Below are 20,910 nucleotides of genomic sequence, written 5' to 3'. Positions count from 1 at the left end.
TAAAGGAAAAGAGGTCATATTTTGGAAAATTGGTTAGTCAAACGTGCCAAACTCGATCCTGATAAGATTGCTCTAATTCTAGAACACGCGGATTTCACTTTTGGCGAACTTAATTCAACTGTCCAAGCCTTTGCCGGCAAATTATATACTAGCGGTATTCGTAAAAATGACCCCGTAGCTTTATTTTCCGATAACTGTTTCAATGGCTACGTTGCCATTTTAGCACTTCAACAACTAGGGGCACGAACAATCTTCTTAGATACCGAATTACCGCTAGAGACATTGACTTATCAAGTTAACGATTGCCAACCCAAAACTATCTTGATCAGTGATTCAGCACACACTGATGAAATCGTAAAGATCAATTGGGATAAGGTCTTTATGTCTGAAGTTTTGAGTATGAATGGCAACTTAGATTATCAACCTGTTTCAGAATACCCAACTGAAGAGATTGCCTCAGTCTTCTACACGCCGAGTGCCGATAAAAACGATACTGGTGTAATGTTGACGTACGGCAATTACTTCTATTCAGCTATGGGAACAAGCTTAAATTTGGGCATCAATAAACGAGATGTTTGGGTCTTGTCGCTACCAACGTTTAACATACCTGGATTCTCAATCATCATGCGTTCATTGATTTATGGCATTAGCGTTTATTTGATTGACGGCTTTGACATCAACTTGATCAATAAGATCTTAATTAACGAACGGGCTACGATTATTTCACTAACGCCACCACTATTGCGAGAGTTACTCAATGGCTTACCTCGTGGACAAAGATACAATGAGCACTTCCGTTGCGTCTTTTTGGGAACTGGCTTGATTGATAGCTGGACCGTTCTTCGTTGCAACATGCTGGACATCCCTGTTTTACAGACGTATGGCATGACAGAAACCACCGCTAACATCTCAGCTTTAAACTTCAACGACGCCGAAATCAAATCCGGTTCTTGCGGTCAGCCCTTCTTCACGACTCAAATTCGTATCACCAATATCAATCAAGATAACGTCGGTTGCATCGAGGTCAAATCTCCAACAGTAGCGTTAGGATATTTGAATAAAGATGAATTATTCCAATCTCGTTTTACGGAAGATGGCTTTTTCAAGACCGGCGATGTTGGGTATTTAGATGACGACAACTTCTTATATCTTAAGGGTCGTCAAGCTGATCTAATCTACATTGCGGACAAAATCGTCTACCCTGAAGAGGTGGAAAATGTCTTTCGTAGCGTTAATGGCATCAAGGATATTTGTGTGGTCGGAACGAAATCACGTGCTGGAAAAACTGTTCCCATCGCTTATCTGACTTTACGCGACAATGCTTTTTTGACTAGTGCCAATCTCGCTGACTTTGGCAAACATAATCTGTTAAATTATCAAGTTCCAATGGAATATCGTCAAATTGACGAGTTTCCGCGTTCTACTAATGGGAAAATACTTCGTAATCGTTTAGTTGATTTGGAGTATAAAGTTATATAGGTTTTGATGTTACACTGCCGTCGTCCATTCGGCCCTGGAAAATTGCTGGAATGCACGTTGTGGGCACGACTTGGAGCCTTTGCTAAGACCAAAACCGGGCAAAGTCTTCAAGCTCGACCTTACACTAAGCGATAAATCGCTAAGTGTAATTTCACAACTGAGCATTTTCCAGGACCTCACTCCCGACTAGATAGTGATTTCTATCTTTATATAAATTACTTCAAAAAATAAATAGAAGATATTATTGGAATTGCAGAATATTGCTGCAAGTCTAGTAATATCTTCCTTTTTTATATGGTGCTATAAGGAAATAGAGTAGTTATTGAAAATAACATGTATTTAATTCTATTCAAATAGAAGATGAAATTTTTGCGGACGACGGAATTCTTAACCTATCCCAATCTTAATAATTCATAACTAATCTTAATCCCGTCATAGAAGGCTTTTTCAGTTAAATTCTCATTGAAATCGTGATTGTGCTCATCGTAATTGGCGTACGGAATTGTGAAGACTGGAACGTGTAAATTATCTTTCCAAACGTAATTAGGTACGCCTCCGGGCATTACTGGTTCGATATAAGCTTTGCCGGTTGCTTTGACGATAGCTTGTTGGATTTTTTCAACTTCTTCTAAATTGACTTCTGTATGTTCTGGTGGAATGCTACCCAAATAATTGAGTTGGACGTCTCCTGAAGCTATTTCTTTGGCAAAAGCCCTTTCCAAATCCTGTTTAATGGCAGCAATCGATTGATTACCAACTAGTCGACAATCAACTTTTAAACTGGCTTGATGCGGAATAATAGTTTTGACGCCTTTTTCCATGTAACCTGATTTGACGCTGAAGAAATTGAAAGTAGGCTCAAACATTAACTTCTCATAGTAAGTTTCTTTGTCAAAGTCTAGATGCTTGATACCAGATTGCTGCAAGATTGATTCTTTATCATATGGTAACTGTTGAATCCAATTCTTCTCTTGTTCGGTTGGCTTTTCCACACCCTCATAAAAATGTGGCAATTTAACGGTTCCAGTTTTGACATCGTAAATCTTATCCAAATATTTCAACAACTGCACGAACGGATTATCCATGATGTTGCCCAAATTTCCTGAGTGATTGTCGTGACTGCCGGTCGTGGTTGACAATTCAAAAGCGAAGACGCCTCGATTGCCTAATCTCAATACGTGAGTTCCATCAGCATTGAAAGCTCCATCCATTACAAAGACTTGATCGATTTGTTGCAATTTAGTTTTGGCAATTTTTTTGACTGTTGGTTCAAGGTTGATACTGCCCTGTTCTTCTTCCCCTTCGATAAACAAAGTAACGTTGAAAGGAAATTCGTGGTGTGTTTGCAAATAGGTGTACATCCCTAAGATCTGGGCCAACAACTGTCCCTTATTGTCACCAACTCCCCGAGCATAAAAACGATTATTTCTTTTATTTACCTCAAATGGATCTGAATCCCAATAGATTGTGTCTCCGGGTGTCATGACGTCATAGTGACCATAAAATAAAACGTGCTTGTTTTCTTTACCGGCAATATTGGCCAAAATAACCGGATTACCCGCTGTCGGAATGATCTCGACTTTTGCATTTAATAGTTTCGTTAACAAATTACGCAAGAACTGAACAGTTTCATCAATTCCTTCTCCAGTAGCACTGATACTCTTTAAAGCAATCAATTCTTTTAATATTTTTTCAAATTCATCTTGGTGCTCCGCAATAAATTGGTCTCTTACATCCATCGAATCACTCCTTTTTATTAATGTAATAATATGCCAACAATTATTTTTTGTTAAATTAAATTGCACATTTCGATGAATTGCAGTAGCATATAATTGCTAGCCATCTAACGAATTATAGAAAGGAAATCATATGTCTAAAAAATATACCAACATGTTACTGAGAATTGCTTCCAATCATATTGCGAAGAATTTTGACAATTTCGCCAAAACTTACGATATGACTTGGATGCAAATGTCAGTCATTGATTATTTGAGCCGCAACAGTGACAAAGAACTTTTCCAACGAGACATCGAAAATGAATTCTTTATTCAACGTTCGACGACAACCGTTCTATTGCAACGAATGGAAAAAAAGGATTTGATCTATCGACAACCTTCCAAACAAGATGCTCGTCAAAGATCAGTCTTTTTAACTGACAAAGCTCACGCCCTTGAAAAAGACATCAACAACTACATGAAAGGGAAACAAGAAACTCTTGAGGCAAATTTCTCTGTAGCAGAAATAAAGCAATTCGAGAAAATTTTACACTATTATGCCCAGGAGGTTTAATTTATGAAAGATCAAAAAATACCTATTAACGTACTCCTGGCAGTCATTGCCACTGGTTTAATGTCATTTTGCGGAGTAATCGTTGAAACTTCAATGAATATCTCCTTTCCTACTTTGATGAAAGAATTCAACGTGACAACTTCAACTGTTCAATGGATGACAACTATTTATTTATTAGTCGTCGCTATCATCGTTCCCTTATCATCATTCTTAAAGAAAAATTTTAAAACCAAATCATTATTTTTATGTGCTAACTTACTGTTTATTCTTGGTTTAGTAATTGACACTCTTGCACCAGTATTTCCAATTCTTCTGTTGGGACGCATCATTCAAGGATTAGGAACTGGGATTGCTTTGCCATTGATGTTCAATATTATTCTAGAAAATGTTCCAACTTCCAAAATCGGTTTGATGATGGGAATCGGTACCTTGATTACTGCCGTGGCTCCAGCTATTGGACCAACATTTGGTGGCCTAGTCGTCAATAGTCTAGGTTGGCGTTATATTTTCGTTATTTTAGTACCTATTTTAATAATTTCCTTCTTGTTAGGAATCAAAAATATCGAACAAAAAAGCCAAATACAAAAAAATGCATTCGACTTACTTAGTTTAATTTATTTAATTTTTACTTTTATTGGCCTGATTTATGGCTTCAGTAATATGAGTAACTTCAATCTTTTGATTGCTCTATCATTTATCATCGGAATTTTGGGATTGATTGGTTTCGTCGTTCGTTCTAATAAAATCGAGCACCCGTTGATCAATATTTCTATTTTGAAAAATCTCAAGTTTTCCGGTCACGTCTTGAGTTTCTTCCTATTCCAAGTCTTGTCTTTAGGCTTTGCGTTTATTTTGCCCAACTACATTCAACTAGTGAACAACCAAAATGCTACGATTGCCGGAATGGCAGTTTTGCCTGCTGGTGTAGTCGGTGCTATCTTCGCCCCATTGGGTGGTAAGATTCTAGACAAATTCGGAGCTCGTCTGCCTATTTTGTTTGGCGTAGTTCTAGCCGATATCTCACTGTTAGTATTCACCCTCTTGAGTCGAAATTTGAGTACAACTGTTATCGTCTGGGTTTACATTCTTTACATGTGCGGTATGGGAATGTGTTCCGGAAATATCATGACTGACGGCTTAAGTTTACTACCTGACAAAAACCAAGCTGACGGTAATGCCATTCTTAATACTCTTCAACAATTTGCCGGTGCGACAGGGACATCAATCGTCTCAGCTATCATCGCCTTAAGTCAAAGCAACCACGCCTTGTCGACTGAAGTTTCTACTGCTATCGGAACTCAACATGCTTTTATTATTTTGTTAATTATCGGTATTATCAATTTCTTTATCTTATACAAAACTATTCCAAGTAATACTCAAAGAAATTAGCAATTTTATCCATCAAACGTGGTTCAACCAAATGTCCTGCTTTGTAACCAGTAATGAAGGCTGTCTGTTGACCGTAATTTTCTGGATGGATTTTTTCAAAGAATTTTCGTGACTGTTGGTATGGAATCCGTCTATCATCGGTCCCGTGCCAAAATAATAGTGGTCGGTTGTTGATTTTTTCCGGTTGAAGATTCAAATCATAATATCTGATCCAACTCGTCAATAAGTCGAAATCTTTTGGTACATAGATATTTCTCTTCTTAGCATCTTCACGAACCAGTTTGGCATAAGCGGATAAATTCGGCGTTCCCATGATGATAGAAGCAGCGCTGATTTCTGGATGAGCCGTCATTAGAGCACCAGTCGTCATACCACCCATTGAATAACCGCCAACACCAATTTTTTGGTTTTTGATCAATTTCTTATCGTTATAAAAATCACGAATCAACGAAAATTCAGCAATATTTCCTTGAATGCTATTCCAAAACGTCATTGAAGGAATTGAAGAAATATCCGTGTGTCTTTGCCCATGATTAATTGCATCTGGCAAGACGACACGGATATTTTTTTGCGCTAATTTACGAGCTTGAGTCAAAACTAACTCCTTGCTAGAACGCCATCCGTGATAAAAAATAACTAGCGGCAATGGTTTGTGAATATTTTCTTCTAATTCGACTTCTAAAATTGGAACATCTTGTATTAAAAATTGATTTATTTTTACCACACTATCACCTCATTTATAATATTATCATCACGATTATAAAAAAAATGTAGGAATAAATTAAATTCCTACATTATATATTAGATATATGGTAAATTTCTATTTTTAATTTTAAATAACAATTCTTCAACGTCACGATTGTTGCGGTGACCTGTATTGATGTCATATTCGATTAACTCTCGGCGGAAATTGATCAATTCGGTTTCCAAGTTATCGTTATATTCTAGCAACTTCAAATGCTTAAACACCAAATTGATTAGCGACCTCTCAGAGCCCAAATTGAAGGATCCAACTGATTCTTCAACGGAACGAATAAAGTTATCACGTTCAACGTTGGAAACTTTGACTTGTTTCAATATGTTACCACCCTTCTATTGGAATATCTTAATATGCAATTATTTTCTTTATTCTCATTCATCGTCATTATTATGCACTCCTGCATAGACGATTTGTTTTCAACTTTATATAAAATACTTATAGCAATTTGAATTTTCTATATACCATCAGTATTTTTTCTTCATATAGTTGATAATTAAATTATGACATGGTGCTTAAAGCGTGTCACGTCATTTCACAAATCCAACAATATATTATATGGAAATGGACTATACTTTTAAAATATTGCTATTTTGTTCAAAATATTTTTTCTTAGATGTAGAAAAGTTTTTATATTCGACTTATAATTAAATTGGTTATATAGGCGAGATGTATTAACCTAACAATATTTTCATTGTTATCCTTTTTGAAAGTAGTACTCCTTCTCAACTGCTTAGGAATCAGGGTTTGTGGTAGGCTCTGATTTAAAAAATTCTCGCAAAAGTAAAGGCTAGTGGTAGGCCTTTATTTTTTTTGCTGTGAAAAAAATGGACAAAACAACTAAAGGGGGGTTAATTGTTTTGTCCTTTTCTATCTATCCTACCGATATTCATGATATATGCTTTTGGGGTAAATTTGTTCTCATATACATTAAATTAAATTTACCGATTTTGGGTTAGCGTTTTCACGTGTTTAAACATTATTGACGTATTACTAAATATGCCGTCGTCCGCAAAAGCCCTGTGATTGGCTGGAGAATGTCGACACCACTTTGAACTACTGCATAAAAAAAAGAAGATACTACTAGAACCACAGCAATCTACTGCATTTCCAATAATATCCTCTATTAATTTTCTGAAGTAATTTATATAAAGATAGAAGCCACCAATCTAGTCCGGAATAGCAAAGAAAATTGGCTCAAATGTGAAATTTCACTTGGCAATTTATTGCCTAGTGAAAGGTCGAGCTTGAAGACTTTGCCCGCACTTGGGCTTAGCAAAGGCTCCAAGTCGTGCCCACATTGTTCCAGCCAAATTTTCTTTGCTATGGAGGACGACAACTTTAACATCAATTAAACTATAAGTTTCCTCTATCCTTAATCTTTCTTATTGTATTCTGGATCATCCAAGTCTCTTGCAATATCGACACCGTAAAGTTTATTTACTTCGGCATCTTTATCAGCAGGATGTACTACTACAATGGCAATAGCGCCTTTGCTACTGACGTAACCAACGAAGGTCGTAACTTCTTCAACGTAGTATGGCAAACCGTCAGAATGGATGATATATTGGCCAGCAACGGGCATACTTTCTATGTAAACCTTGTTCATTCGAATATAATCGTCACCGTCATGAAGCATAATTAATATCTTGTACATGAAATACACCCTTTTCTTATTCTCACTCTTGTTCTATCTTAATAGTATTGGAAAATAATTATTTGGTCAAAATCTTTTTTTATGAGGGAATTATTTATGCAAAATAAGCGTCACATCATTGCTGATCGAATCGTCGTTAAAATTGGTACTAGTACTTTGATTCGTCAAAACAGCAAAATCAATTTAAAGGTCATTAAAGAATTAGCTCACGTTTTGAGTACTTTGAAAAAAGACGGCAAAGATGTCGTTTTAGTTTCTTCCGGTGCTATTGGTGTGGGAATGGGAGTTTTAGGCATCGACAAGCGTCCAGTCAAAATTTCTAAGCAACAAGCTGTGGCTGCTGTCGGTCAAGCTGAATTGATGCAAATTTACAACGAAGCTTTCCACGAATACGGTATGTCGGTAGCTCAAATGTTGATTACTCGTGATATTATCGACTATCCTGAAAGTCACACCAACGTGATGAATAGTTTTCAAGAATTATTGTCGATGGAAAATACTATCCCTATCGTCAACGAAAATGATACAGTAACAGTCTCAGAACTTGATCACCATACTAAATTTGGCGACAACGACCAACTTTCAGCAATCGTGGCTAACTTAGTCGACGCTGACTTGTTAATCATGCTATCCGATATCGATGGCTTTTACTCAGCTAACCCACTCAAAGTTCCTGATGCTAAACTAGTTTCTAGTATCCAATCAATCAGTCCAGCAATTATCGCCGCAGCTGGTGGTCACGGAACAAAATTTGGAACTGGTGGCATGACGACGAAACTCAAAGCCGCTGAACTAATTTTGAAGCACAACCAAGAAATGGTCCTCACAAATGGTAAAGATCCTAATATCATCTTTAATATTTTATCAGGTGACCCCGTTGGTACTCTGTTCTCAAAAGTCAGTGACTAAAAGGAGAAATATATGGAAACAAATTTTCCGATTGAAAAAGCCATTATCAGCTTGATCAATTGCTACAAAAATTTAGTCACTAAAAAAATGCGTCCACTCGGTCTCTACCCGGGACAAGATATGATTTTATTGGAATTATTAAAAGAAGACCGCATTGCTCAAAATCAACTAGTAGTCGCTCTTTGCGTGGATCATTCAACTATTGCTAAGTCCATCAGTCGCATGCTAAAAAGTGGCCTAGTTCGAACTGAAAAATCCACTAAAGATAAACGTATCACCCTAGTTAGTCTGACTCCTAAAGGAACAGCTTTAGCTAAACAAGTTGAAGAAATCTGGCAAGAAGCTGAACAAAATGCTACTGCTGATTTGAGCAGCGAAGAGCAACGCTTGTTTATTGAAATGATTGATCACATCATCAAAAATCTTAATCATGAATAATTTATGTTGACAGCCACGTATTTTTGGAGTAGCTTTATTATTACGTTGACGGCAACATAATCAACAATTAAATTAATACTTAGACGTAAATAGTGGATGCAGCCGTCCACTATTTTTTTGTACAATGATATACTTAAAGATAAATCAAAAAAGCGTTTTAGGAGTGATTTTATGACGAACCTTGAACAAATGGGTCAAAATGCTCAGAGTGCTGCTTTTGAATTAGGACAATTAGGTACTAAGAAAAAGAATACTGCCCTTTTGAATATGGCCAACGCTCTAGTAGTTAATACAGAAAAAATTATCGAAGCTAACAAAGAAGACGTTGAAAACGCCAAGAAAAATGGTATCAAAAAGGCTATGATTGATCGTCTTTTGTTAACTCCTGATAGAATCAACGACATGTCTGACGGTTTGCGCCAAGTAATGGACCTTGAAGATCCAATTGGCAAAATCGACCGTGGTTGGCAAACTGCAACTGGTTTGGACATTACTCAAGAACGAGTTCCTCTAGGTGTTATCGGAATGATCTATGAAGCTCGCCCTAATGTAACTGTCGATGCTGCTGGACTATGTTTTAAAGCCGGTAACGCAGTAATCTTACGTGGTGGTAAAGAAGCCATCAACTCTAATATCATCCTGTCAGAAGTTTTGCGTCAAGCCTTGAAAGACTCTGATATCGATCCTAATGCCGTGCAATTAATCGATGACGTTAGCCACGAAACAGCTCAAAAGATGATGGAATTAACTGACTACATCGACGTTTTAATTCCTCGTGGTAGTGGCAAATTTATCAAGATGGTCGTCAACAAAGCTAAGGTTCCTATCATTGAAACTGGTGCCGGCAATTGCCACATTTATGTTGATAAAGACGCCGACTTAGAAAAAGCACTCAAAATTATCATCAATGCCAAAGTTCAACGCCCTTCTGTCTGCAACGCAGCTGAAAAGGTTATTTTGCACAAAGACATCGCTAATGAATTCTTACCTGACCTTTACGATGCCTTACGTGCTAACAATGTCGAAGTTCGTGGCGACGTCTTAGCTAAAGCCATTGAACCAGACATCATCCCTGCTACTGAAGAAGATTGGGGCACTGAATACGACGACTACATCATTGCTATCAAAGTAGTCGATTCAATTGACGATGCTATCAAACACATCAACAAGTACAACACTAAACACAGTGAATCAATCATCACAGAAAACTACACTGCTAGTCGCAAGTTCATGAAACAAATCGATGCTGCCGTAGTTTATACTAATGCCTCAACTCGCTTTACTGATGGTCAACAATTTGGATTCGGTGCTGAAATTGGTATTAGCACTCAAAAACTACATGCTAGAGGTCCCATGGGTGCCAATGAATTAACTACAACAAAATACCTGGTCCAAGGCGATGGTCAAATTAGACACTAAAATAGTCGCCTTCCACAAAGTAACCTCAGCTCACTACAATTTATTACTGACAGCGGACCCCTCCAAGGAGATTGTCGATAGTTATCTTGATCGAGCCTATAAATTTGAATTAATCAATTGCGGAAAACTCTTAGGGGTTATCTTGTTAATTGATACCAGACCTAAAACAGTAGAAATTGTTAATATTGCTGTGGATGAAAGTGTCCAAAATCAGGGACTCGGTGAAAAGTTACTACATTTTGCTTTGAATTGGGCCAAAGAACAATATTATTCCACAGTTGAAATTGGCACTGGCAGTACTAGTTTTGCACAACTCTACTTGTATCAAAAATGCGGTTTCCGAGTTACTAACATTGATCGTAATTTCTTTGTTGATAACTATCCTGAACCTATTATTGAAAATAAATTAGTTTTGAAAGATATGATTCGTTTGAAGAAATCAATAATCTAACATTGTCACCTTTCGAATTAAAATTGATGAACTAAATAAAAAAGAGAATTACCAACAATAATTTATTAGTAATTCTCTTTTTTTAATTTGAGTTCTTTCTAGACAGAACGACTGAATTCTTAATGAATTTGTAAATATGTAAATCTTTAGCAATCAAAATCACATCGCCGACCATTACCGCCAAGACGATTACGGAAAACAACACAATTTGATTAAACGAAACAGCATCTAATTGAAATCCTTGAAACCTCAAGTCAGTCAAAATCGAATAGACGATATATCCAACTATCAAGAATTCCAAAATTTCAAAGGGTCCCTGAAACTTAACGCCAAAACGTTGATTGAGTTTTTTATCTAAAGTATTTAATTTTTCATCAGAAAAGAAAGATAATTCTATTATCGTGTTTCTCATGTTTAAAATTATTTCCAAAAGTAGTAGTAAGAGCCAAAACAAGAAAACCAACATGAAGCCTATAAAATAGTCACTAGATAACATCATTTTTCCTTTCATATATCTAGTAACATTTTAATACATCTGACGATTTTCTCAAACCACTTTTCTATTGTAAACGGGTACAACTAATAGCCAGTTGAGTAGTTGACGACATTTTCGACTACTTCGCCATTTTCGACGTATGATTTCAAATTGCGTTTGAAGATCTTGAAGGCACGTTCGCCATAGTGAATACTGTCGCCAGAATCGTGAGGTGTAATAATGACATTTTCCATGTCCCAAAGTGGACTAGTACTTGGAAGTGGTTCAGGCGTTGTTACATCAAGACCAGCTCCGGCAATCTCGCCATTATCAAGCGCTGCTACTAAATCATCCATATTAGTAGTCTTGCCACGACCAACATTGATGTAATAAGCTTTCTTAGACATTAATTGGAAAACTTCTTGATTGAATAATCCCACAGTATCATCAGTTCCAGGCAAAGCGTTAACTACAAAATGAACTTCATTGATACGTTTTTTCATATCTTCCATTGGAATCATCTCATCGATATTTTCAACCGGTTTGTCGCTTCTTCTAACGCCAATTGTCTTCATTCCTAAAGCCTTAGCGTATTGAGCAACCATTTTACCAATGTGACCAACACCGACGATCATGACGGTCTTATTGTAAACTTCGTCATAGCCTTCTTCGTGTTTCCATTCTCTAGCGTCTTGGCGTCGTGCAGTGTAATTCATTCGACGAACGAACATCAACATGTAAGCCAAAGTTTGTTCAGCAATGTTGATGGCATTAGCACCAGAACCGTTAGTTAAAATAACACCCTTTTCATTCAATTCGCGCAAAGGCAATGCGTCGACGCCAGCACGGACAACTTGAATCCAGTTCAAGGTATCGCTCTTTAAAACGGCGTCTTTCAAAGTATTGGACCAATCATAAAGTACTTCTACTCCATCAAGATCTTGGGCAGTGACTTTTTTAGGAGAAATAACTTCTAAGTCTACACCAGAAATTGATTGAATTTTTTCCGTTTGTTTCTTTGTTAAATTAACTAAACTGAGAACTTTCATATTCCTACCTCGCTTTTAGAATTATTTCTATTATAGAGCAAAAACTATTCAATTTTTCTGAAAATAACCAAAAATATTCGGAATGTATGATACAATGTTAAACGTTGCTTACCATTTGATTTATTTTGAAATTTATGTTAGTAATTATTGCCCCTTGTTGTTGGAGCAATTTTTTTATGTGAAATTTGAACTAGATTCACTCATAAAAGACAAATTATTACGAATTTATATGATTTAACCCATTTTTGAGTGGATTTTAATATTCGTGTTTTACTAAATTTCAAAAATCTTGATAAGCCAAATCAATTAAATTTAGGGGTAGTATTAATTATGCATTATACGTTGTTAGTACGTTGTATCGCTGAATTTATCGGAACAGCTATCATGGTTGCCCTCGGTAATGGTTCAGTTGCCAACGTTGAATTAAAAGGAACAAAAGGATTCCACGGTGGGTGGATTTTGATTGGATTCGGTTATGGTATCGGTGTTATGGTACCGGCTATGATGTTCGGTCCCATCTCAGGTGGTCAAATCAATCCGGCCATGACTTTAGCTTTAGCCTTCAATGGTGAATTTCCATGGGCTGAAGTTGGTCCATATCTTATTGCTCAATTCTTAGGTGCAATCTTTGGTCAAATGTTGATTGTTGCAGCCTACAAACCTTACTATAACAAAACAGAAAACGTTGAAAGTATCTTGGGAACTTTCTCAACAATCGATGCTGAAAACAGTCGTTTGAACGGTTTTATCAACGAATTTATTGGAACATTCATCTTGGTCTTCGGTGCTGTAGCATTGACTTCAGACCACATTGATCCACGTGCCGACTTTATCGGTCTTGGATTCTTGGTTATGTGTTTGGTTGTTTCATTCGGTGGCCCAACAGGTCCTGCTTTGAACCCAGCTCGTGACTTAGGTCCTCGTATCTTGCATGCTCTATTACCTTTAAATCCTAAAGGTTCTTCTCAATGGAAGTACAGTTGGGTACCAGTTCTAGCTCCAATCCTTGGTGCTATCGTAGCGGTTAAAACTTACGCATTATTCTTTTAGATAATAAATAAAGGCAATCTACTAATTTAGTTTAGTAGGTTGCCTTTTTAGTTATTTACTATAAGAAAGTCCACGAGTGAATCTCTTCCAGAAACTAGAATCATCAGTTTGTAGCATCAAGCCTTGATAAATTTTACCGATATACCAAGCTAACAAGATACAACTTGCTACTAGGACTACTAGTGAAATGACGATTTCCATACCGGCGGCATCGTTGTTGATGATTCGCAATGGCATGAAGTATGAAGAGAAAAATGGTACGTAGGATAGGATTTTTACGACAATTGAGTCGAGATTGTTTTGGAATGGGAAAGTTACGAAAAATGCTAATAAATTCAACATGATTACTGGTTGAGCAGCCTTAGCCGCATCTTCAACTTTAGCAACTAAAGCACCTGAGAAAGCTGCCAAAATTGTGAAGATAACCACTCCTAAGAGTAAGTACACTAGGTTGATGCTCAAGAGATTTTTCAAAACAGAAGTAATCAATGATTGATTTTGAGCAACGATATCTTTAGTTAAATCTGAATTTTGGGCAAAGATATACGCACCCCAACCTCCGAAGAGATAAATCAGAATTTGAAGCAGAATAACTAATAACACTCCGAATACCTTACCTAAGAAATACTTCACGGCTGTCGTACTGGAGAAAATGATTTCCATAATCTTCGTACCTTTTTCGGAAGCAATTTCTTGAGCAGTGATACTCGTATAAGTATTCAAAATCATGTAAACCATGATGATCGTGATCCAAAATGAGATGGTCTTTGCCATGTTGGCTGTTCCAGTCTTCTTTTGGACAGTTTCTTTAAAACTTGGTTGTTGAGCTAGAGCTTTGATTTGTGCTGGTGAAAGTTGTGCATTAGCCAAATTTAATTGTTGTTGGGTTTTAGCTAAATAACTGTTCACTTTAGTTTTCAAAGATGAACTTAGTGAGCTCGTCCCGACATATTTAGCGCTGATTTTTTGATTATCAACGTCTAAAAGCAAATATCCAGCTAAGCTATCACTGTTCATTTTCTTCTTGGCAGTTTTGACATCAGTGACCTTTTTCATGACATCATCTTTATTTTCTTTGATAAAACTTTGACGAAGTTGCGGTTGATTACTGATAACAGCGATTTCTGAACTCGTACCGCCACTTTGATAGCCTAAATATCCAGCTCCAATAGTAATCGCAAACATAATAAATGGTCCTAGAATCAAAGTCAAAAAACTCCAAGACTTAACTTGTCTCCAAAAAGTTTCTAGGGTGACGATCCATAATTTATTCATTTTGAGCACCTGCTTTCAAACGGAATATTTCGTTCAAAGTTGGTGGTTGTTGATTGAATTCCTCGATATATTGACCGTGAGTTAACTCATCGAAGATCTCTTTACCAGCTGTTTCATCGTCTAATCTTAAAACGAAGCGCTTTTCTTCTTGCGTTTCAACTTTGATAACGTGTGGCAATTGTTCGAGCTGTTCTTTAGTCCAATCGGTTGTAACAAAAATTCTCGTACGACCGAATTCCTGACGAACTTGGCGAACAGTTCCCTTCAAGACTACCTGACCATTTCGAAGCATCACTAAACTGTCACAAAGTTCTTCGACGTTTTCCATATCATGACTAGAGAAGATTATCGCAGCCCCTTGGTCTTTAGCTTCAAAAATAGCCTTTTTCAAGAGGTCAGAATTAACTGGATCGAGTCCACTGAATGGTTCATCCAAAATAATCAACTTAGGATGGTGGATCAAAGTGCAGATTAATTGCACCTTTTGTTGATTACCTTTGGACAAATCTTTGATCTTATCTTTTTTGGTTCCTTTGACCGCAAACTTTTGTAGCCAAACATCAATCTGTGGACGAATTTCTTTAGCTGTCTTCCCTTTCAAACGAGCCAAATAAATAATCTGTTGTTCAACCGTCAATTTGGGCATCAAACTGCGTTCTTCGGGTAAATAGCCAATTTGATTGAAAACATCCTCAGTAATCGGTTGATCATTCCAAGTGATAGTCCCCTGATAATGCAAAAAGTTCAAAATACTGTGAAATGTAGTTGATTTTCCGGCACCATTTTGTCCAATCAGACCCAAGATATGTCCATCATCGACATCGAATGAAACATCATCTAAGGCCTTTAAATCGCCAAAATTCTTTCGAATATCTTTAATTTTTAACATTCCAAATCCCCTTCCCTACTTTAATAACTAAAATTATACAGGAACTAATATTTTTTTACTGGACATATTGGATTAAATTTTTAATGTGTTAGCATGAGACCTATGCGAAAGGGGGATTATCATGACTGATAAGCAAAAAGGTTTCTTCTACGCGATTACTGGACCAGTTCTATGGGGATTTTCTGGCAGTATCGCGCAATATTTATTCACTCAAGAAAGCATCCCCACACAGTGGATCGTCGGTATTCGCTTGCTCTTTGCTGGCTTGATGCTAGTCATTTGGTGCTACTTCATCGATTTCAAAGAACTATTTGCCATTCTAAAAAAGCCACGCTATATTTTTCAATTATTAGCTTTTGGACTATTAGGAATGCTGCCGGCTCAATATACTTACTTCATGGCTATCAAATATGGCAACGCACCAACAGCTACAGTTTTACAATTCTTAGGGCCATTATTCATTATTATTTATATTTCATTGCGAAAACTGCAGATGCCACGAAGAATCGACTTGATTTCGATTGTTTTAGCAATCTTAGGAACATTCTTACTAGTGACACACGGACATATCAATCAATTGATGCTATCGCCAGCAGCGGTTTTGTGGGGTGTTGGAGCTGGTATCAGTCAAGCTTCTTATACTCTGTTGCCACGTGAATTATTAAGGCGTTTTGATGCACGAATCGTTACTGGTTGGTCGATGCTGCTCGGTGGAATCGTTTTTGCTCCATTTGCCGATTTAACCCACGTTCCAGAGTTAAACTGGACGGCTATTATTTGTATCATCTTTATCATAACTGGCGGAACAATGTTTTCTTACTTGTTCTACTTACAAAGTCTCAATTACTTAACTCCAGCTACTACTGGTATGTTGAGTGCTTTTGAACCATTGACCGCAACTGTCTTAGCAGTGACCATACTCAATACAAAGGTTAGTTTTGCCGAATTAATGGGAGCACTGTTGATTTTGGGGATTACCTTCTTACAAGCATTGCCGCCTAATTTGTTTAACTTACGTAGAAACTCTAAATAACATAAAGAACCTTATCAGAAAAATACTCCGATAAGGTTCTTTTTTATTTGTATCCGTTAGCCCGATTCAATTGCGTTAAATTATCGTTGATATTCTTATCAGCGGTATCCAAAGCCTTCTTGATGTCGCCACCATTGTAGACTGTTTCCATAGCTATTTCTTCAAGTTGACGTGTTAATTGCATTCCTTCCATCAAAATACCAGAGTTTGAATAATTAGCTTTGGCAGTAGCTAATTGTTGACCAGGTACTTTTGATTCAGGGTTTTTGGCATAGAGATCTTTTAGGATAGATGTCTTTTGTGAGTCTTTATTCAAAGCCAAGTATCCAGTAGATTTTTGCCATTGTGCTTGAACTTCTGGCTTCAAAGTATATTTGATGAACTCAAAAGCTCCGCGTTGAACATCTTTTGGCTTATCATTAGAAATCCAAAGTGCTGCCCCACCGATAGCTACACCATTGGCTTTTTTGTTATCGGGATGTGGGAAGTATGTGATTCCTAGTTCATTTTTGTTGTTCTTAGTCAATTGACCGATACTTGCAGATGATTGGATAAAGATTCCAACCTTGTCAGACAAGAAGCCGGCAGTTTGATTAGCACCAGCACTGGCACCTGAGCCGTAGTCGATGAAATCACCAGATTTGATATTTTCTCTGATCCATTCCAAGAATTCTACGGTGTCGGGATTATTGATAGAAACTTTAGTTGGATTACCAGTGTGTCCGTCGTTATTGTTTGCTAATTGAGCATTGGCATTGGCTAAAGCTTGTTCCAAAAACCAACCGTAAACTTGAACGGTCATACCTTTAACCTTGTGATGAGATTTTTCATACAATTCTTTGGCAACTCTAGTGATATCACTGTATGAAGGCGAAACTGGTGGTGGCGTGATGTTGTATTTCTTCAACAAACTAGCATTGTAATACAAAACTGGTTGTGAAGTATTGAATGGCATCGCTTGTTGCTTACCTTTGTTGGCATAAAAGGCACGAGCCACTGAAGAAATCTTACTTACATCGTAATTATCTTCATCAATAAAATTTTGTACTGGCGTCGTATAACCACTGTGGAGCATTTGAGCAGTCGAAATATCAAAAGCTTGGAAGACTGCTGGTGAAGTACTAGTGTTATGCGTCTGTAAAATCTTTTGAATTGCTTCATCGTAAGTACCTTGATACTTAGGAATAACCTTGTACTTTGTTTGTGACTTGTTAAAACCATCGACTACCTTTTCCAAAGCATCCTCTGAAGGTCCACCCATTTCATGCCAAAAGACGATTGGAATTCGATCATGATTGTCGGCCGATTTAACCGAAAGCGTATGACCAAAAACTGCAACTAATAAAATTCCTAAGACAGCAATCAGTGGCATAACTAATTTCTTATACTTAGACATTATTTAACTGCCCCCTCATTCATCCCTGATTTGAAATAATGTTGACCAATGAACAAGACGATGATCGTTGGAATAACAATAATCGCTGCACTGGCTTGGATCATACCCCAATCGTTAAAAGTTTCTTCGGATTGTAATTGTTTCAACCCATTTTGAATCATTCGAGAATTGTTACTAAATGTCGTCAACATTGGCCAGAGGTATTGATTCCATGAACCTAAGAAACTGTACGCTCCTAGAGTTATCATACTAATCTTGTTGTAAGGCAAAACGATGTTCCAATAAAATTGAAAATGGTTCAATCCTTCAATATCAGAGGCTTCTTTCAATTCAACTGGCGTTTGCATGAATGATTGACGAAGCATGAATGTTCCAAAGGCTGATGTCAAAAATGGCACGATCAAAACTGCATAATTGTCTAACAAGCCCATTTGCTTAACTGTCGCAAAGTTAGGGATAATTTCAGCTTCAAAAGGCAACATCATCGTAATCAAGAATAATGTGAAGATAGTCTTACGATACTTGAATTTCAAAAAGACAAACGCGTACGCACTCATCGAACAGAAGATTAATTGAGCAATCATCGTAATCGTCGATATCACTAACGTATTCAACAAGTAACGTAAAATCGGTGTCTTAGTAAAAGCTGCTACGTAGTTATCCAAAGAAATGTCGGTACTGAATAGATTTCCTTTGGCAATATCCATTGTTGGTAGGAAACTAGTCCAGATTCCAATGAAAAATGGTGCCAAAATTATTACTGCTAAAACAATCAATAATAAATAGTTGAAGAATTTTTTCAAAGCCGCTCTTTCATCAATTTGTGTCATTAGTAGTTCACCTTTTTCTCTAAAAATTTGAATTGCAATAAGGTGAAGAAAGCAATGATAACCGTTAAGATGATTGCTTCCGCACTAGATTTAGCGTAATTTCCACTGTAAAAGGCGTCTTTGTAAATTCTATAAACTAACATGTTCGTGGCATTAGTAGGACCACCTTTAGTGATCAAATCAATCAAACCAAAACTCTTGAATGCATCAATAATTGTAATTGTTGAAACAAAGAATAGAGTTGGTGAAATCATCGGAATAGTAATGTGGAAAAATTGATATCTGGAAGATGCTCCCTCAACATCAGCCGCTTCATACAAAGTACTAGGTACTGATTCAATGGCTCCCAACAAGATTAAGAACGTAAATCCAAGGTGCATCCAAACTGTTGTGATGATAACCGCCCACATGGCATTAGTAGGACTAGTTAACCAATTGACTACTGGCAAGTTCAACCAATTACTCAATAAAGCAAAGAATCCGGTTGAAGGATTAAAGATGAATAGCCAGAATATCGCAGCTACAGCTACGGAAACACCCATTGTTACAGAGTAAAGCGTTCTAAAAATACCGATACCAGGTAATTTTTGACTAGCCAAATTAGCCAATAATAATCCTAAGGCAATCGTCAAAACTGTCACTGCTAACACATAGACAAAGGTGACCCACATACTAGAAATGAAATCCGGTGAAGTAATCAGTTTGGCATAATTTTGAAAACCGACGTAAACTGTCGTTTTACCTAACGTATTAGTCAAAAACATACTGATGTAGAGCGTTTTAAACATTGGATAGAAAACAAACAATCCCAAAATCAAAATCGATGGTCCTAAAAAGATTGAAGCAAAATATTTATCTTTAGCATTTAAACGAAAACCGTGACGTTGCTTTGCTTTAACATTTTTTTCTGGAACAACATCAGTCGTAGAAGTTTTAAGCATTGACTACGGCCTCCATTTGCGTAATGTTGACCCCTTCATGATTAAACAATAATGCCTTGTCAGCAGCTGAAACTAGAATCGTATCATACGCTTTGAATTCAGCGTCACTGGCAACAACTGCCGCAATTTCAACATTATTGTGAGCCATTTTGGCATAAACAATTTTTTCATCACCCAAAAATTCAACACTTTTGACGGTAGCGTTAGCTGTCAATTCATCGACTTTTTCAAGCATCATTTCGTTTGGTCTAATTCCAACTTGGAAGTCACTTTCGGGAACTTGTTGATCAATGGACATTTCAAAGTCACCATTAACTTTGATAGTTTGATCATTGATTTTAACAGCAGGCATTATATTGATTGGTGGCACTCCGAAGAAACTGGCTACGAATTCATTAGCTGGATGTTTATAAATCTCAGTTGGCGTACCAATTTGTTGAACTTGAGAATTATGCAATACCATAATGTGATCAGCCATAGTCATTGCTTCAACTTGATCATGGGTAACATAGATTAAAGTTAGACCCAATTTTCTTTGCAATGCATAAATTTCTTGGCGCATCTTGATTCTCAATTGAGCGTCCAAATTAGAAAGAGGTTCATCCATTAGACAAATCTTGGCATCACTAGCAACTGCTCGAGCTAAAGCCACACGTTGTCTCTGACCACCTGATAATTCACGTGGTTTGCGGTCTTTCAATTCTTCTAAGTTAACCATCTTCAAAGCTTCATTAACACGTTCTTCAATTTCTGCTTGTGAAGTATTTTTGCGTGCCTTTAAACCAAAGGCCACATTATCCCAAACACTTAAGAATGGGAATAATGCATAACTTTGGAAAACCATTGTTAAATTACGATCTTTTGGTGGTAAATCATTGACCATTTGACCGTCAATATGGATTTCACCTTCACTGATAGAAGTTAATCCTGCAATCATTCGCAATAAAGTACTTTTTCCACAACCTGATGGACCAACGATTACGAAAAATTCCCCTGTTTGGATCTCAGCAGTTACATCATTTAGAACTGTTTTATCCGAATCATAAGACTTAGAAACATTTGTCAAAATTGTCGACATCGATATTCCCCTCCACATATGTCATTGACTACAGTATGCAGTGAGGATGTATATATATAATCTATTTAATGTAAAAAAAGTGTAAAAAAATAGGCTGCTTTCACAG

At 37.0% G+C, this 20,910-nt stretch carries 21 protein-coding genes; 9 read left to right on the top strand and 12 right to left on the bottom strand.

Annotated elements, in window-relative coordinates; genetic code table 11:
• The first annotated feature begins 21 nt into the window (after window positions 1–21).
• Window positions 22–1,479, top strand: a complete 1,458-nt coding sequence (locus LF20184_RS02045; protein WP_010021025.1) for an AMP-binding protein — start codon at window positions 22–24, stop codon at window positions 1,477–1,479.
• A 392-nt stretch (window positions 1,480–1,871) separates the two neighbouring features.
• Here the strand turns inward: LF20184_RS02045 and LF20184_RS02040 are convergent, their stop codons facing one another.
• Window positions 1,872–3,218, bottom strand: a complete 1,347-nt coding sequence (locus tag LF20184_RS02040) for a M20/M25/M40 family metallo-hydrolase (RefSeq protein WP_010021026.1) — start codon at window positions 3,216–3,218, stop codon at window positions 1,872–1,874.
• Between the two features lie 130 nt (window positions 3,219–3,348).
• Here LF20184_RS02040 and LF20184_RS02035 point away from each other — a divergent pair, with 130 nt between their 5' ends.
• Together LF20184_RS02035 and LF20184_RS02030 are read left to right on the top strand one after the other, a co-directional pair.
• Complete coding sequence (locus LF20184_RS02035) at window positions 3,349–3,768, top strand: MarR family winged helix-turn-helix transcriptional regulator (RefSeq protein WP_010021027.1); 420 nt, start codon at window positions 3,349–3,351, stop codon at window positions 3,766–3,768.
• 3 nt (window positions 3,769–3,771) lie between these two features.
• The gene (locus LF20184_RS02030; RefSeq protein ID WP_056945191.1) at window positions 3,772–5,157 is read left to right on the top strand and encodes an MDR family MFS transporter; all 1,386 of its coding nucleotides are present in this window, start codon (window positions 3,772–3,774) and stop codon (window positions 5,155–5,157) included.
• On the opposite strand, the gene LF20184_RS02025 is transcribed toward LF20184_RS02030, so the two are convergent.
• The 3 genes from LF20184_RS02025 to LF20184_RS02015 form a co-directional block, all read right to left on the bottom strand.
• The gene (locus tag LF20184_RS02025; protein ID WP_010021028.1) at window positions 5,129–5,881 is read right to left on the bottom strand and encodes an alpha/beta fold hydrolase; all 753 of its coding nucleotides are present in this window, start codon (window positions 5,879–5,881) and stop codon (window positions 5,129–5,131) included. The two genes, LF20184_RS02030 and LF20184_RS02025, sit on opposite strands and share 29 nt — an antisense overlap.
• Window positions 5,882–5,958: 77 nt before the next feature.
• Window positions 5,959–6,234, bottom strand: coding sequence for a hypothetical protein (locus tag LF20184_RS02020; protein ID WP_010021030.1), 276 nt, complete (start codon window positions 6,232–6,234; stop codon window positions 5,959–5,961).
• A gap of 1,055 nt (window positions 6,235–7,289) precedes the next feature.
• The gene (locus LF20184_RS02015) at window positions 7,290–7,571 is read right to left on the bottom strand and encodes a hypothetical protein (protein WP_010021031.1); all 282 of its coding nucleotides are present in this window, start codon (window positions 7,569–7,571) and stop codon (window positions 7,290–7,292) included.
• A gap of 96 nt (window positions 7,572–7,667) precedes the next feature.
• On the opposite strand from LF20184_RS02015, the gene proB reads away from it, so the two are divergent.
• The 4 genes from proB to LF20184_RS01995 all read left to right on the top strand — a co-directional run bounded on the left by proB (window position 7,668) and on the right by LF20184_RS01995 (window position 10,788).
• On the top strand, window positions 7,668–8,480 hold the full coding sequence (gene proB / locus LF20184_RS02010; RefSeq protein WP_010021032.1) for a glutamate 5-kinase: 813 nt from the start codon (window positions 7,668–7,670) through the stop codon (window positions 8,478–8,480).
• A gap of 12 nt (window positions 8,481–8,492) precedes the next feature.
• A complete protein-coding gene (locus LF20184_RS02005; RefSeq protein WP_010021033.1) occupies window positions 8,493–8,918 on the top strand; it encodes a MarR family winged helix-turn-helix transcriptional regulator in 426 nt (141 codons plus the stop codon).
• Window positions 8,919–9,089: 171 nt separating this feature from the next.
• On the top strand, window positions 9,090–10,337 hold the full coding sequence (locus LF20184_RS02000) for a glutamate-5-semialdehyde dehydrogenase (protein WP_010021034.1): 1,248 nt from the start codon (window positions 9,090–9,092) through the stop codon (window positions 10,335–10,337).
• A complete protein-coding gene (locus LF20184_RS01995) occupies window positions 10,318–10,788 on the top strand; it encodes a GNAT family N-acetyltransferase (protein WP_010021035.1) in 471 nt (156 codons plus the stop codon). The genes LF20184_RS02000 and LF20184_RS01995 overlap by 20 nt, the downstream gene beginning before the upstream one ends.
• A gap of 82 nt (window positions 10,789–10,870) precedes the next feature.
• On the opposite strand, the gene LF20184_RS01990 is transcribed toward LF20184_RS01995, so the two are convergent.
• A complete protein-coding gene (locus LF20184_RS01990) occupies window positions 10,871–11,299 on the bottom strand; it encodes a hypothetical protein (protein ID WP_029606592.1) in 429 nt (142 codons plus the stop codon).
• A 68-nt stretch (window positions 11,300–11,367) separates the two neighbouring features.
• On the bottom strand, window positions 11,368–12,312 hold the full coding sequence (locus tag LF20184_RS01985) for a D-2-hydroxyacid dehydrogenase (protein WP_010021038.1): 945 nt from the start codon (window positions 12,310–12,312) through the stop codon (window positions 11,368–11,370).
• A gap of 330 nt (window positions 12,313–12,642) precedes the next feature.
• On the opposite strand from LF20184_RS01985, the gene LF20184_RS01980 reads away from it, so the two are divergent.
• Window positions 12,643–13,362, top strand: coding sequence for an MIP/aquaporin family protein (locus tag LF20184_RS01980; RefSeq protein ID WP_010021039.1), 720 nt, complete (start codon window positions 12,643–12,645; stop codon window positions 13,360–13,362).
• 51 nt (window positions 13,363–13,413) lie between these two features.
• Here the strand turns inward: LF20184_RS01980 and LF20184_RS01975 are convergent, their stop codons facing one another.
• A complete protein-coding gene (locus LF20184_RS01975) occupies window positions 13,414–14,637 on the bottom strand; it encodes an ABC transporter permease (RefSeq protein ID WP_010021041.1) in 1,224 nt (407 codons plus the stop codon).
• Complete coding sequence (locus tag LF20184_RS01970; RefSeq protein WP_010021043.1) at window positions 14,630–15,526, bottom strand: ABC transporter ATP-binding protein; 897 nt, start codon at window positions 15,524–15,526, stop codon at window positions 14,630–14,632. The genes LF20184_RS01975 and LF20184_RS01970 overlap by 8 nt, the downstream gene beginning before the upstream one ends.
• Window positions 15,527–15,647: 121 nt before the next feature.
• Between LF20184_RS01970 and LF20184_RS01965 the strand changes: the two genes are divergently transcribed.
• Window positions 15,648–16,559 (top strand): DMT family transporter, encoded by a 912-nt coding sequence (locus LF20184_RS01965; protein ID WP_010021045.1) that lies wholly within the window; start codon window positions 15,648–15,650, stop codon window positions 16,557–16,559.
• 43 nt (window positions 16,560–16,602) lie between these two features.
• On the opposite strand, the gene LF20184_RS01960 is transcribed toward LF20184_RS01965, so the two are convergent.
• The 4 genes from LF20184_RS01960 to LF20184_RS01945 are packed head-to-tail and all read right to left on the bottom strand — an operon-like array spanning window position 16,603 to window position 20,804.
• Window positions 16,603–17,955 carry an ABC transporter substrate-binding protein gene (locus LF20184_RS01960; protein WP_010021046.1) on the bottom strand — a complete coding sequence of 451 codons (1,353 nt, stop codon included), beginning with the start codon at window positions 17,953–17,955 and terminating at the stop codon, window positions 16,603–16,605.
• The gene (locus LF20184_RS01955) at window positions 17,955–18,785 is read right to left on the bottom strand and encodes a carbohydrate ABC transporter permease (protein WP_010021047.1); all 831 of its coding nucleotides are present in this window, start codon (window positions 18,783–18,785) and stop codon (window positions 17,955–17,957) included. The genes LF20184_RS01960 and LF20184_RS01955 overlap by 1 nt, the downstream gene beginning before the upstream one ends.
• A complete protein-coding gene (locus LF20184_RS01950; protein ID WP_010021048.1) occupies window positions 18,785–19,726 on the bottom strand; it encodes a carbohydrate ABC transporter permease in 942 nt (313 codons plus the stop codon). Before LF20184_RS01950 ends, LF20184_RS01955 begins: the two co-directional genes overlap by 1 nt.
• The gene (locus LF20184_RS01945) at window positions 19,719–20,804 is read right to left on the bottom strand and encodes an ABC transporter ATP-binding protein (RefSeq protein ID WP_010021049.1); all 1,086 of its coding nucleotides are present in this window, start codon (window positions 20,802–20,804) and stop codon (window positions 19,719–19,721) included. The genes LF20184_RS01950 and LF20184_RS01945 overlap by 8 nt, the downstream gene beginning before the upstream one ends.
• Between the last annotated feature and the right edge of the window lie 106 nt (window positions 20,805–20,910).

Origin of the sequence: Companilactobacillus farciminis KCTC 3681 = DSM 20184 (assembly GCF_002706745.1) — a bacterium.
GTDB classification, from domain to species: Bacteria; Bacillota; Bacilli; order Lactobacillales; family Lactobacillaceae; genus Companilactobacillus; species Companilactobacillus farciminis.
This window is presented reverse-complemented; position numbering and strand designations above follow the sequence as displayed.